This window comes from Streptomyces sp. NBC_01314, assembly GCF_041435215.1.
Taxonomy (GTDB): domain Bacteria; phylum Actinomycetota; class Actinomycetes; order Streptomycetales; family Streptomycetaceae; genus Streptomyces.
This window is the reverse complement of sequence record NZ_CP108394.1, coordinates 10,974,658-10,987,717: the sequence shown is the minus strand read 5'-3', so window position 1 is coordinate 10,987,717 and position 13,060 is coordinate 10,974,658. Positions and strand designations below refer to the sequence as shown.

Annotated in this window: 12 protein-coding genes; all 12 read left to right on the top strand. The window is 71.9% G+C overall.

Annotated elements, in window-relative coordinates:
• From OG622_RS48475 to rfbC, 12 genes are read left to right on the top strand one after another with little or no spacing between them, the layout of a single operon-like run.
• Window positions 1–1,521 carry a right-handed parallel beta-helix repeat-containing protein gene (locus tag OG622_RS48475; RefSeq protein WP_371583731.1) on the top strand — a complete coding sequence of 507 codons (1,521 nt, stop codon included), beginning with the start codon at window positions 1–3 and terminating at the stop codon, window positions 1,519–1,521.
• A gap of 1 nt (window position 1,522) precedes the next feature.
• Window positions 1,523–2,764, top strand: coding sequence for an O-antigen ligase domain-containing protein (locus tag OG622_RS48470; RefSeq protein ID WP_371583730.1), 1,242 nt, complete (start codon window positions 1,523–1,525; stop codon window positions 2,762–2,764).
• Between the two features lie 2 nt (window positions 2,765–2,766).
• Entirely contained in the window at window positions 2,767–4,041 is a 1,275-nt protein-coding gene (locus tag OG622_RS48465) for a glycosyltransferase (RefSeq protein ID WP_371583729.1), read from the top strand.
• Window positions 4,038–5,273, top strand: a complete 1,236-nt coding sequence (locus tag OG622_RS48460) for a class I SAM-dependent methyltransferase (RefSeq protein WP_371583727.1) — start codon at window positions 4,038–4,040, stop codon at window positions 5,271–5,273. Before OG622_RS48465 ends, OG622_RS48460 begins: the two co-directional genes overlap by 4 nt.
• A complete protein-coding gene (locus OG622_RS48455; RefSeq protein WP_371583725.1) occupies window positions 5,270–6,097 on the top strand; it encodes a glucose-1-phosphate cytidylyltransferase in 828 nt (275 codons plus the stop codon). Before OG622_RS48460 ends, OG622_RS48455 begins: the two co-directional genes overlap by 4 nt.
• Entirely contained in the window at window positions 6,094–6,741 is a 648-nt protein-coding gene (locus tag OG622_RS48450; protein WP_371583723.1) for a PIG-L deacetylase family protein, read from the top strand. Before OG622_RS48455 ends, OG622_RS48450 begins: the two co-directional genes overlap by 4 nt.
• Window positions 6,742–6,744: 3 nt before the next feature.
• On the top strand, window positions 6,745–7,770 hold the full coding sequence (locus tag OG622_RS48445) for an NAD-dependent epimerase/dehydratase family protein (protein WP_371583721.1): 1,026 nt from the start codon (window positions 6,745–6,747) through the stop codon (window positions 7,768–7,770).
• Window positions 7,758–9,041 carry a DUF4910 domain-containing protein gene (locus tag OG622_RS48440; RefSeq protein WP_371583719.1) on the top strand — a complete coding sequence of 428 codons (1,284 nt, stop codon included), beginning with the start codon at window positions 7,758–7,760 and terminating at the stop codon, window positions 9,039–9,041. The genes OG622_RS48445 and OG622_RS48440 overlap by 13 nt, the downstream gene beginning before the upstream one ends.
• Before the next feature lie 5 nt (window positions 9,042–9,046).
• Window positions 9,047–10,333 carry a hypothetical protein gene (locus OG622_RS48435; protein WP_371583718.1) on the top strand — a complete coding sequence of 429 codons (1,287 nt, stop codon included), beginning with the start codon at window positions 9,047–9,049 and terminating at the stop codon, window positions 10,331–10,333.
• Window positions 10,330–11,277, top strand: a complete 948-nt coding sequence (locus OG622_RS48430; RefSeq protein WP_371583716.1) for a glycosyltransferase family 2 protein — start codon at window positions 10,330–10,332, stop codon at window positions 11,275–11,277. The genes OG622_RS48435 and OG622_RS48430 overlap by 4 nt, the downstream gene beginning before the upstream one ends.
• Window positions 11,274–12,512, top strand: a complete 1,239-nt coding sequence (locus tag OG622_RS48425; RefSeq protein WP_371583714.1) for a polysaccharide pyruvyl transferase family protein — start codon at window positions 11,274–11,276, stop codon at window positions 12,510–12,512. The genes OG622_RS48430 and OG622_RS48425 overlap by 4 nt, the downstream gene beginning before the upstream one ends.
• The gene (gene rfbC, locus OG622_RS48420) at window positions 12,509–13,060 is read left to right on the top strand and encodes a dTDP-4-dehydrorhamnose 3,5-epimerase (RefSeq protein ID WP_371583712.1); all 552 of its coding nucleotides are present in this window, start codon (window positions 12,509–12,511) and stop codon (window positions 13,058–13,060) included. Before OG622_RS48425 ends, rfbC begins: the two co-directional genes overlap by 4 nt.

Sequence of the window (13,060 nt, the reverse complement as noted above, 5' to 3'; positions counted from 1 at the left end):
TTGGGGATCAAGGGGCGGCACTGGGCATGGCCGGCGGCACCTCTGGCGCTGGCCATGCTGGCGGCGACCGGCTGTGAGAGCACGCCGAGCCCGCGGCCGAAGCCGACCGCCGCGCCGTCCGCGTCCGTGGCCCGGGTGTGCGCCGAGCCCGCGGCCGGGCCGGCGAAGGCGCCGGCGGGCGCGGTGACGGTCGACCCCGCGGTGGCCGGCGACCTGGCCGCGAAGACCGAGGACAACCCCCCGCACACCACGTTCTGGCTTCGGCCGGGCAAGCACAGACTCGACCGCAACCGCTACTCCCAGGTCATCCCCAAGGAGGGCAACAGCTACCTCGGCGCGCCGGGCGCGGTGCTCGACGGCCGGAAGACCAACCAGTACGCGTTCGGCGGCAACGCCGCCGACGTCACCATCCGCTACCTGACGGTGCAGGGTTTCGTCGCGCCGCACGACGAGGGCGTGGTCAACCATGACTCGGCCGACGGGTGGGTGATCGAGCACGCGACGATCCAGAACAACTCCGGCGCCGCGCTGATGGCCGGCGCCCGCCAGGAGGTCCGCGCCAACTGTCTGCGCGACAACGGTCAGTACGGCATGAACGCGTACAAGGCCACCGGGCGTATCACCGGCCTGGTGGTCGAGGGCAACGAGATCGTGGGCAACAACAGGGACGACTGGGAGAAGCGGCGGCCGGGCTGCGGCTGCACCGGAGGCGTCAAGTTCTGGGCCGTCGACGGCGCCGACGTACGCGGCAACTGGGTGCACGACAACCGCGGAGCCGGGTTGTGGGCGGACACCAACAACAACGACTTCCTCATCGAGGACAACGTGATCGAGGCCAACGAGGGGGCCGCGCTGATCTACGAGACCAGCTACAACGCGGTCATCCGCAAGAACAGGATCCGGCGCAACAACTGGGTCGAGGGCCGCACGTACGCTGACCGCGGCGACAACTTCCCGTTCGCGACCATCTACCTGTCCGAGTCCGGCGGCGAACCACGGATCCGAGCCCGCACGGACAAGATCGAGATCTACCGGAACGTGCTGGAGAACAACTGGTCCGGGATCACCCTGTGGGAAAACGCCGACCGGTTCTGCAACAGCCCGGCCAACACCTCGTCCGGTGACTGCACGTTGCTGGTGAAGAAGATCGACCGCTGCGCGCAGCCCGCGATCGCCGCCGCACCGCTCTACGCCGACTGCCGGTGGAAGACCCAGCGGGTGGACATCCACGGCAACCGCTTCGTGCTGGACAAGTCCGTCGTCGACTGCACGGTGAGATGCGACCGCATGGCGGTGCTGGCCAACTACGGCACCTATCCGGACTGGTCGCCGTACAAGGGCGAGCGGGTGGCCGAGGCGATCACCCGTAAGCAGCACAACAGCTGGCACGACAACGTCTACGTCGGGCCATGGAAGTTCGTCGCCCACGACCCGAGCCGGGTACTCGACTCCTTGCAGTGGCAGGGCGCGCCGTACCGGCAGGACGCGGACAGCACCTTCCGCGCACGGGACGGTGGTTGAGATGAGCCCAGAGCACACGGACCACACGTCGAAGATCGTCGGGACGAGCTGGGGGCTGCTGGTCCTCAACACGCTCGGCTCCGCGGGGGCGAAGACCATCGTCCCGCTGCCCCGTTCCCTCATCCAGATGGTCACCATGGGCGCGCTGGTCGCCGCGTTCACGCTGGCGCTCATGGTCAATCCCCGGCTACGCATCCGAGCCAGCGCCTTCGTGTTCCTGCTCACCCTGCTGCTGGTGCCGAGCGTGATCTCCAGCGCGGACCTGGAGTCCGGGTTCGGCGCGGTGTTCCGCTGCGCCCGGCTGGCTCTCTTCGTCAGCACGCTGTGGCTTCTCAGCCGCTGGTGGGACGGCAGCCTGACCTTCGTCCGGCTCCACATCCGGATGTACTTCGTGGTCCTCGGGTCGGTGGCCGCCGGCGTGATCATCTCACCGGGCGCCGCCCTGCCCGAGCTCTACGGCGGGCGGCTGGTCGGCGCGTTGTGGCCGCTCACCCCGCCGCAGATCGGACAGTACGCCGCGGTGATCATCGGGCTGGCCGTGCTGCTCGTTCTGGGCCGCCGGACCGGCGGGCGCAACGCGGCGTTGGTCATCGTGCCGGCAGTCGTCCTGCTCGCGCTGACCCATACCCGCACGGCCACGCTCGGCCTGCTCATCGGGCTGACGTTGGCGATCGGCTCGCTCTTCCTGACCAGCGCCGCCGCCCGCCGCTTCTTCGCCTGGGCGGTGCTGTGCGCCGCCGTGGCCGCGGTGGGGTTCGGCTCCGCGCTGCAGGCGTGGTTCCTGCGCGGACAGACCCAGGAGAACTTCACCAGCCTCACCGGCCGGGCCAAGGTCTGGGACGCCCTGCTGGCAGCACCCCGGACGACCTCGGAGTACCTGTTCGGCGCGGGTCTGGGCGACAAGTCGTTCGGCGGGCTGCCGATCGACAACAGCTGGCTGGCCGTCTACCACGAGCAGGGTGTGACCGGCGTCGCCCTGGTGGCGGCGATCATCATCGTGTTGGGCGGCGTCGCGTTGCTGCGGCCACCGTCGCTGTCGCGGGCCTGCGCGCTCTTCCTGATCAGCTACTGCGCTCTCGCGTCGTACACCGAGGCAGGGCTGGGCGACGCCTCGCCGTATCTGCTGCATCTGGCCGTGGCCGCCTCGCTGTTGGCGGCACCTGCCGAGGCCACCGCCCTCTCGGCGCCCGACGTCCCTCGCCGGCCCGTCCCACGATGGGGCCGAAGATCGGAGGTGGCCTGACCATGCACGTCATCGTGGTGCACAACCGCTACGCCTCGGCGCAGCCGAGCGGGGAGAACAAGGTCGTCGACCAGGAGGTGGCGCTGCTGCGCGGGGCCGGCCACCGGGTCGGGGTGTTCGAGCGGCGCAGCGACGACATCGCCGGCCGGTCCCTGCTGGGCAAGGCCGCGCTACCGCTGCTGGTGCCGTGGAACCCGGCGGTCCGCACGGAGCTCGCCGCCCGGCTCCGCAGCGAACGGCCGGACGTGGTGCACGTCCACAACGTCTTCCCGCTCCTGTCGCCGGCGGTGCTGGCCGCCTGCGCCGACGCCGGCGTGCCCGCCGTCGCCACCCTGCACAACTACACCCAGGTCTGCCCGCCGGGCACGCTGCAGCGGGACGGCCGGCCGTGCACGGAGTGCGTCGGGTCCACGCCGCTGCCCGCCGTCCGGCACGGCTGCTACCGCAACTCCCGGCTGGCCACGGTGCCGCTCGCGGTCAGCCTGTCGGTCAACCGGCGGCGGTGGTGGTCCGGCGTGGAGCGGTTCTTCTGCATCTCCGCGGCACAGCGCGACGTGCTGGTGCGGTCGGGGATGCCGGCCGAGCGGCTGGCGGTGAAGCACAACTTCGTGCCCGATCCGGGCGCCTGCCGTTCGGGCGCGGGCGAGCATCTGCTCTATCTCGGCCGGCTCGCGGAGGCCAAGGGCGTGCGGCTGCTCATGGCCGCGTGGGACGAACTCGCCGCCGACGGCGGGGTGGGCGTCCCGCTCGTGATCGCCGGTACGGGGCCGCTGGAGCCGGAGGTGACCGCCTGGGCGGCGGGCCGGGACGACGTCAGGTACGTCGGCCTCTATGACACGGCGGAGTGCCAGAAGGCCGTCGCGCGGTCGGTCGCCGTGGTGGCTCCCTCCACGTGGCTGGAGGCGTTCGGCCTGGTGGTCGTGGAGGCGATGGCGGCGGGGGTCCCGGTCGTCGCCGCCGGTCACGGCGCCTTCGTCGAACTCGTCGAGGACGGGGTGACCGGGCTGCTGCACCGGCCGGGCGAGCCCGCCTCGCTCGCGTCCTGCCTGCGCCGGATCACGGCCGAGCCGGCCCGCAACGGGGAGATGGGCCAGGCGGCCCGGCGCCGCTACGAGCGGGACTTCAGCCCGGCCGTCGGGCTGGAGCGCCTGGTGGATGAGTACCGCACCGCGATCGCGGGTCGGTCCGGCGGCGGGGACAGCCCGCCGCCGGTTGGGGACAAAAGCACTGGCTCGCGGCGGGGACACCCGCGCGAGCGGGATGGGGGCAGTCAATGACACGATGCCGACTCTGCGGCTCGGCGGCGCTGGTGAGCGTCGTCGATCTGGGCGCGACGCCGCCGTGTGAGAGCTTTCTCGCCGCGGACCAACTGGACCAGCCGGAGCCGGCGTACCCGCTGCACCTGCGGGTCTGCACCGACTGCTGGCTCGCGCAGATCCCTCCGCTGATCACGCCGGAGGAGACGTTCAAGGAGTACGCCTACTTCTCTTCCTTCTCGACCTCCTGGGTGGAGCACGCGCGCACGTTCGTCGCCGATGCCGTACAGCGGCTGGGTCTGGGCGCCGACGCCTTCGTGGTCGAGGTCGCGAGCAACGACGGGTACCTGCTGCGGCACCTGGTGGACCGCCAGATCCGCTGCCTCGGCATCGAGCCCTCGGTGAACGTCGGCGCCGCGGCGCGGGACGCGGGTGTGCCCACGCTCACGGAGTTCCTGGACCCGGCCACCGGCGCCGGCGTCCGCGCCGAGCACGGCCCGGCGGACCTGGTCGTGGCCAACAACGTGTACGCGCACATCCCCGACGTGGTCGGGTTCACCCAAGGGCTGCGCGCCCTGGTCGCCGACGACGGCTGGGTCTCCATCGAGGTGCAGCACCTGCTGACCCTGATCGAGGAGAACCAGTACGACACGATCTACCACGAGCACTTCCAGTACTACACGGTCGCGTCCGCGACCCGGGCGCTGGCGAGCGGCGGGCTCACGCTCGTGGACGTCGAGCTGCTGCCCACGCACGGCGGCTCCATCCGGCTGTGGGCCCGGCCGGCCGAGGTGGCCGGCGAGCCGACCCGGCGGGTGGCCGACGTGCTGGACCGGGAGAAGGCCGCCGGACTGCAGGAGCTGTCCGGGTACACCGAGTTCTCCGCCCGGGTGGCCAAGGTGCGCCGGGACCTGCTGCGGTTCCTCATCGAGGCCGCCGAGCGCGGCGAGACGGTCGTCGGTTACGGCGCCCCGGGCAAGGGCAACACCCTGCTCAACCACTGCGGCATCCGGCCCGACCTGCTCCCGTACACGGTCGACCGCAACCCCTACAAGCACGGCAGGTTCACCCCGGGCACCCGCATCCCGATCCTGCCGCCCGAGCAGATTGCCGCAGACGAACCGGACTACGTCCTGGTCCTCCCGTGGAACCTGCGGGCCGAACTGGTCGAGCAGTTGTCCTTCGTGCACGCCTGGGGCGGCCGGCTCGTCTTTCCGATACCGGAACTGAGCATTGTCGAGGTCAAGGCATGAAGGTCGTACTGTTCTGCGGCGGCTACGGGCTGCGCATGCGCAGCGGAGCCTCCGACGACGTGCCCAAGCCGATGGCGATGGTCGGCCCGCGGCCGCTGATCTGGCACGTCATGCGCTACTACGCGTACTTCGGGCACACGGAGTTCATCCTGTGCCTCGGGTACGGGGCTCACCACATCAAGAACTTCTTCCTCAACTACGAGGAGACGACGTCCAACGACTTCGTGCTGCGGGGCGGGCGGACCGAGCTGCTGTCCACCGACATCGCCTCCTGGACGATCACGTTCGCGCAGACCGGTATCGAGTCGCCGATCGGGGAGCGGCTGCGCCGGGTGCGGCACCACCTGGACGGCGACGAGATGTTCCTCGCGAACTACGCCGACGTGCTCACCGATGCCCCGCTGCCGGAGATGATCGACAAGTTCGCCCGGCGCGACGCCGGCGCGTCGATGATGGTGGTGCCGCCGCAGTCCTCGTTCCACTGTGTGGACCTGGGCGACGACGGCCTGGTGGGGGGCATCACCGCGGTGAGCGACATGCCGCTGTGGGAGAACGGCGGCTACTTCGTGCTCCGCCAGGAGGTCTTCGACCACATCCCGGAGGGCGGGGACCTGGTCGCCGACGGATGCGCCCAACTGGCCAAGCACGGCCGGCTGGTGGCGCACCAGCACCGCGGCTTCTGGAAGCCGACCGACACCGTGAAGGAGCGGGCCGCGCTCGACGACGCCTACGCCCGGGGCGACCGCCCGTGGGCCGTGTGGGAACGGGACGGCGCGGGGGCGAGCGCGACCGGCAGCGGCAACGGTTCCGGAGCGAGGGCGTGATCCGGCTCGGGGCCGGGCGCCTGGACCGGATCGTCGCGGTGGGCGCGCACTGCGACGACATCGCCATCGGCGCCGGCGGCACCCTGCTGACGCTGTGCCTCGCGCGGCCGGGTGTCCGGGTCGACGCGCTGGTGCTCTCCGGCGGTGGCGGCGAGCGGGAGCAGGAGGAACAGGCCGCGCTCGCCGCCTTCTGCCCGGGGGCCGACCTGCGGCTGACCGTGCACAAGCTGCCGGACGGCAGGCTGCCCGCGCACTGGGAGGAGGCCAAGGCGGCGGTCGAGGAACTGCGCGGGCAGACCGAGCCGGATCTCGTGCTGGCCCCGCGCACCGAGGACGCGCACCAGGATCACCGCGGCCTGGCGAAGCTGATACCCACCGCGTTCCGTGACCACCTCGTGCTCGGCTACGAGATCGTCAAGTGGGACGGCGATCTCGGCCGCCCGACGGCCTACCAGCCGCTGTCGCCGGAGATCGCCGAACGGAAGGTGCGGCTGTTGCAGGAGCACTACCCCTCGCAACGGCACCGGCCCTGGTACGACCGGGAGGCCTTCCTCGGGCTGGCCCGGATCCGCGGCATCGAATGCCACGCGCGCTACGCCGAGGCGTTCGCCGTCACCAAACTCACTCTCGACCTGGGGGAATGAACCTTGCGCGTACTGCTGACCGGACATCAGGGCTACCTGGGCACCGTGATGGCCCCGGTACTCGCGGCCGCCGGGCACGAGGTCGTCGGTCTTGACGCCGGCCTGTTCGCCGACTGTGTGCTGGGCCCGCAGCCCGCGGACCCGCCGGGGCCGCGGGTGGACCTGCGCGACGTCACGGCCGAGCACGTGGCCGGGGTGGACGCCGTGATCCACCTGGCAGCCCTGTCCAACGACCCGCTGGGATCGCTGGCGCCGGAGCTCACCTACGACATCAACCACCACGCGTCCGTACGCCTGGCCCGGCTGGCCCGCGACGCCGGAGTGCGGCGCTTCCTGTACGCGTCGACGTGCTCGGTCTACGGTGCCGCCGGCGGCACCGACCTGGTGGCCGAGGACGCCCCGCTGCGCCCGGTGACGCCGTACGCGGAGTCGAAGGTGCGGGTGGAGGACGACCTGCACGCGCTCGCCGACGGCGACTTCAGCCCGGTGTACATGCGCAACGCCACCGCCTTCGGCTTCTCCCCCCGGCTGCGCGCCGACATCGTGCTGAACAACCTGGTGGGCCACGCACTCCTGTCCGGCGAGGTCCTTGTGCTCTCCGACGGCACCCCCTGGCGCCCGCTGGTCCACGCCGCCGACATCGCACGGGCCTTCACGGCCGCGCTGACCGCGCCGCGCGAAGCGGTGCACGACCTGGCGTTCAACATCGGCAGCGAGACCAACAACGTCACGGTCGCCGAGATCGCCGAGCAGGTCGCCGAGGCGGTGTCCGGGGCGAAGGTGAGGATCACCGGGGAGAACGGTGCCGATCCGCGGTCGTACCGGGTGGACTTCGCCCGGTTCCGTGCCGCGATCCCCGGCTTCGACTGTGAGTGGACGGTCAAGCAGGGCGCGCTCGAACTCGCCGACGCCTACCGGAAGTTCGGGCTGACCACGGAGGACTTCGAGCGGCGCTTCACCCGCCTCGCCGTGCTGCGCGCGGCATCCGAGGCCGGCGCCGTCGACGACACCCTGCGGTGGCGCCGATGACCGCGGCCGGCGAGGAGATGCACACACTGGTGGAGCGGTTGTACCCGCTGTGCCGGAGCATCACCGGCGACGGTGTGCGCGCCACCCTGGAGATCGTCGACGAGTACGTCCCGCTGCGGGTGCACGAGGTGCCGACCGGAACCCAGGTGCTCGACTGGACGGTGCCGCAGGAGTGGAACATCCGGGACGCGTACATCGCCGACAGCGCCGGCAACCGGGTCGTCGACTTCGCCGCGTCCAGCCTGCACGTGCTCGGCTACAGCGTGCCGGTGTCGGCGACGATGCCGCTGTCCGAGCTGCGTGGGCATCTGCACACCCTGCCGGACCACCCGTCCTGGGTGCCGTACCGCACCAGCTACTACAAGCCGGAATGGGGGTTCTGCCTGGCTCAGAAGACCTTGGACGCGCTGCCGGACGGCGAGTACGAGGTGCTCATCGACTCCACTCTCGCCGACGGGCACCTCACCTACGCCGAGCACGTGGTCCCCGGGCAGGTCGCCGACGAGGTGATCGTCTCCTGCCACGTCTGCCACCCGTCCCTGGCCAACGACAACCTGGCCGGCATCGCGGTGGCGACGTTCCTCGCCCGGGCGCTGGCGGAGCGGACGCCGTACTACACCTACCGGTTCATCTTCGCGCCCGGCACCATCGGGGCGATCACCTGGCTGGCCCGCAACGCGGAGCGGATCGAGCGGGTCAAGCACGGCCTGGTGCTGGCCTGCGCCGGGGACTCGGGCCGACTGACGTACAAGCAGAGCAGGCACGGCGACGCGGAGATCGACCGGGTGATGCGGCACGTGCTGGCCGCCTCCGAACGCCCGCACCACGTCAACGAGTTCACACCGTACGGCTACGACGAGCGGCAGTACTGCTCGCCCGGGTTCGATCTCGGTGTGGGCTCGCTCAGCCGGACCCCGTACGCCGGCTACCCCGAGTACCACACCTCGGCGGACAACCCGGACTTCGTCTCCCCGGAGGCGATGGCGGACACGCTCGCCGTCTGCCGCGAAGCGTTCGCCGTCCTCGACCGCAACCGGCGGTACGTCAACCTCAGCCCCTACGGCGAACCGCAGCTGGGCCGACGCGGCCTGTACGACGCGCTCGGCGGCCGCAGCGACACCAAGCAGGCCCAGATGGCCATGCTCTGGGTGCTCAGCCTCTCCGACGGCGAGCACGGTCTGCTGGACGTCGCCGAGCGGTCCGGGCTGCCCTTCGACACCGTCGTCGCCGCGGCCGACGCCCTGCACGGCGCCGGGCTGATCAAGGTATGACGCCGATGACCACCGAGGGGGCGAAGACGACGCCGGCCGGGTCCGCCCGGCGGGCCGTCGTCGGCCGGTTGTCCTGGGGACTGGCCGACCAGGCGGCCTCCAGCATGACCAACTTCGCGGTGGGGATCTACGTGGCCCGCTCGCTGGGCGTGACCGCGTTCGGCGTGTTCGGCCTGGCCTGGGTGACCTACGGCGTGGTGCTCAGCGTCTCCCGCGGGCTGGCCACCGACCCGCTCGTAGTCCGTTTCAGCGGCGTGCCGGACGCGTCCTGGCGCCAGGCGGTCGGCCGGTCCTCGGGTACCGCGCTCAACGTCGGCGCCGCCATCGGCGCGGTGTGTCTGGTGGTCGGGCTCGCTCTCGGCGGCAGCGTGGGGCCGGCGTTCGCCTGCCTCGGCGTCATGCTGCCGGGGCTGCTGCTGCAGGACGCCTGGCGGTACTCGTTCTTCGCCGCCGGCAACGGGCGGAAGGCGTTCGTCAACGACCTCGTGTGGGGCGTCGCGCTCGTCCCGGCCATGGTGGTGGCGGCCCGCGTGGGCAGCGTGGCCGCTTTCGTCCTCGCGTGGGGCGCGTCCGCCGCGGTGGCCGCGGTGTACGGCTGTCTCCAGTCCGGCATCCGGCCCCGGATGACCGGGGCGCGCGAGTGGCTGCGTGAGCAGCGCGATCTCAGCTACCGGTACCTGGCCGAGAACGTCGGCGTCAGCGGCGCGAGCCAGCTGCGGGCGTACGGGCTCGGCGCGATCGTCGGCGTCGGCGCGGTGGGTACGGTCCGTGGCGCGGAGCTGCTGCTCGGCCCGTTCCTCGCCGTGCTGATGGGTCTTTCGCTGGTGACCGTCGCGGAGGCGGCACGGGTGCTGCGGCGGGCCCCGCACCGGCTGGCCAAGTTCTGTCTCGTGCTCGGTGCCGGGCAGGCCGTGGCCGCGCTGCTCTGGGGCGCGGCGCTGCTGCTGGTGCCGGACCGGCTCGGCGAGTTCGTGCTCGGCGACGTCTGGAGCTCGGCCTCGGAGCTCATCGTGCCGGCCACGCTCGGCGTCGCGGGCGCCGGCCTCGGCACCGGCGCCGCGGCCGGGTTGCGCGCACTCGGCGCGGCCCGGCGCAGCCTGCGCAGCCAACTGTTCGCCTCCGCCTGCTACGTCGGCGGCGGACTCGGCGGGGCGGCCGTGGCCGGCACGGTCGGCTCGGCCTGGGGCGTCGCCGCCGCGACCGTCTGCAGCTCGGCCGTGTGGTGGCTGCAGCTGCGGTCCGCCCTGCGCGAGCGCCACCGCAATCCCATTCCCGAAGTGAGGACCTCATGACCGCGCAACCCAGGCTGAGCCTCGGCCTGCCCGTGTACAACGGCGAGGAGTACCTGGCCGAGTCGCTCGACGCCCTGCTCGGCCAGACCTACGAGGACTTCGAGCTGGTGATCTCCGACAACGCCTCGACCGACGGGACCCGGGACATCTGCCGCCGGTACGCCGCGAAGGACTCGCGCATCCGGTACCTCCGGCTGCCCCGGAACATCGGCGCCGCGCCGAACCACAACCATGTGTTCACCGAGTGCCGCGGCGAGCTGTTCAAGTGGGCCTCGCACGACGACCTGTACGCCCGGGACCTGCTGCTGCGCTGCGTCCAGGCGCTGGACGAGCGGCCGGACGTGATCCTCGCGCACAGCGGCCAGGCGGTCATCGACGGCGACGGCAAGGTGAAGGTCCCGTACGAGTACGGGCTCGCCACCGACTCACCGCACGCGCCGGAGCGCTTCCGCAGCCTGCTGTTCGAGCCCGGCGGCGACGACTTCTACGGGGTGATGCGGGCCGACGTGCTCCGCCGGGTGAAGCCGCACGACAGCTACCACCACGCGGACCGCACGTTCGTCGCCGAGATCACCCTGCACGGGCCCTTCCACCAGGTGCCGGAGCTGCTGTACTTCCGCCGCGACCACCCCAGCCGCGCCGAGCGGGCGAACCCGTCCAAGCGCTCCCGCTGCGTCAACCTGGACCCACGCCGGGCAGGCCCGCTGCACCCGACGCCCCGGCTGCTCGCCGAGTACGTGTGGGGCTTCGCCTCGGCGATCCGGCGGGCGCCGCTGTCCCCGGCCGACCGGCGTGCCTGCTACCGCCACCTGGCCGCGTGGATGACCAGCCGCGTCCGGCCGGGCGCCGGCGAGCGGGTCGAGGACCGCGCCCCGGTCGACCCGGACGGGCTCACCGTCTCCGTCGACGACCTTGTCGCCGGCCGTGAGGGGAGGCAGGCATGACGCCTGCGAACGGAACTCCGGCGCGCGTCGGGGTCTTCGGCCTGCTCGGCTCCGGCAACCTCGGCAACGACGGGTCGTTGGAGGCCGTGCTCGGGTACCTCCGCGCCGAGCACCCGGAGGCGGTCGTGGACGCGCTGTGCGGCGGACCCGAGGTCGTCACGGCCCGGTACGGGATCCCCGCGACACGGCTGCACTGGTACCGCGGGGAGTACCGGACCGCGTCACGTGCGGGCGCGATCGCGGGGAAGGCGCTGGGCAAACTCGTGGACGCCTTCCGCACCGCTGCCTGGATACACCGGCACGAGGTGGTGATCGTGCCGGGCATGGGCGTCCTGGAGGCCACGCTGCCGCTGCGGCCGTGGGGCTTCCCGTACGCGCTGTTCCTGCTCTGCGCGAGCGGCCGGCTGTTCGGCACCCGGGTCGCGCTGGTCGGCGTCGGCGCCGCCGCGATCGGCAACCGGCCGACCCGGACCCTGGTGCGCTGGTCGGCGCGGCTGGCCGCGTACCGCTCGTACCGGGACACCCTGTCCCGCGACGCGATGCGGGCGATGGGCGTGGACACCGCGCGCGACGAGGTCTACCCGGACCTCGCGTTCGCGCTCCCGGCGCCGCCGTCGAGCGCGCCCTCGGGCCCGCCGGGCCTGGTCTGCGTCGGTGTCATGGACTTCCACGGCGGCGACGACGACCGTGCCCGGGCCGAGGAGATCCACCGGCGCTACCTCGACGGGACGACCCGCTTCGTCCGCGCGCTGGTCGAGGACGGCAGGCCGGTCCAGCTGCTCACCGGTGACGAGTGCGATGCGCCGGTGGTCGCCGCGATCATCGACGCGGTGGACTCGCCGCTGGTCACCGCCGCCGAGGCGGCCTCGCTGGCCGACCTGATGAGGGAGACGGCGGCTGCCGACACCGTGGTGGCGACCCGGTACCACAACCTGGTCTGCGCGCTGAGGGTCGGCACGCCGACGCTCGCACTCAGCTATGCGGCGAAGAGCGACGCGCTCATGGCTCGGATGGGGCTGGACGCGTACTGCCACTCTGCTCGCGAGGTCGACGCCGACCGGCTGTACGAGCAGTTCCAGGCGCTGGAGAAGAGATCGGCGGAGCTGCGGCGGACCCTCACCGAGCGGAACCAGGTCGCCACCCGGCAACTCGAGCACCAGTTCACCGCCTTGACCGCGGCTCTGTTCCCGGCGACCGGCCACGCCCACACCCATGCTCGGCAGGAGACCCCGTGAAAGCCACCGAAGTCCCGGCGATCGCCGGCGCCTACCTCTTCGAACCGACGGCGTACGCCGACGAGCGCGGCTTCTTCTGCCGCACATTCGACGCCGATGTGGTCCGCTCGGTCGGCCTCGACCCGGACGCCTTCGTCCAGGACAGCCTGTCCCGCTCGGTCCAGGGCGTGCTGCGCGGCCTGCATCTGCGCTCCGGCGCCGGCGAGGCCAAGCTGGTGCGGTGCTCGTACGGAAAGATCTTCGACGTCGTCGTGGATCTGCGGACGGACTCGCCGACCTATCGCAACCGGGCCTTCTACGAACTGTCCGACGCGACGCAGATGACCCTGTACATCCCGGCGGGGTGCGCGCACGGCTTCCAGGCGCTGACCGAGACCGCCGACACCTCGTACCGGATCGACCGCCCGCACGATCCCGCCGAGGACGTGACGATCGCCTTCGACGACCCGGAGCTCGCCATTCCCTGGCCGCTGCCGGTCACATCGATGTCCCAGCGGGACCGGGAGGCGCCGAGCCTCGCCGAAGTCCTGAAGCACCGAGAGAGTTGA

Bases quoted from the DNA above. Each gene is read 5' to 3' on its own strand.
- OG622_RS48460 (WP_371583727.1), top strand. From the start codon at position 4,038: ATGACACGATGCCGACTCTGCGGCTCGGCGGCGCTGGTGAGCGTCGTC.
- OG622_RS48465 (WP_371583729.1), top strand. From the start codon at position 2,767: ATGCACGTCATCGTGGTGCACAACCGCTACGCCTCGGCGCAGCCGAGC.
- OG622_RS48425 (WP_371583714.1), top strand. From the start codon at position 11,274: ATGACGCCTGCGAACGGAACTCCGGCGCGCGTCGGGGTCTTCGGCCTG.
- OG622_RS48435 (WP_371583718.1), top strand. From the start codon at position 9,047: ATGACCACCGAGGGGGCGAAGACGACGCCGGCCGGGTCCGCCCGGCGG.
- OG622_RS48455 (WP_371583725.1), top strand. From the start codon at position 5,270: ATGAAGGTCGTACTGTTCTGCGGCGGCTACGGGCTGCGCATGCGCAGC.
- OG622_RS48470 (WP_371583730.1), top strand. From the start codon at position 1,523: ATGAGCCCAGAGCACACGGACCACACGTCGAAGATCGTCGGGACGAGC.
- OG622_RS48430 (WP_371583716.1), top strand. From the start codon at position 10,330: ATGACCGCGCAACCCAGGCTGAGCCTCGGCCTGCCCGTGTACAACGGC.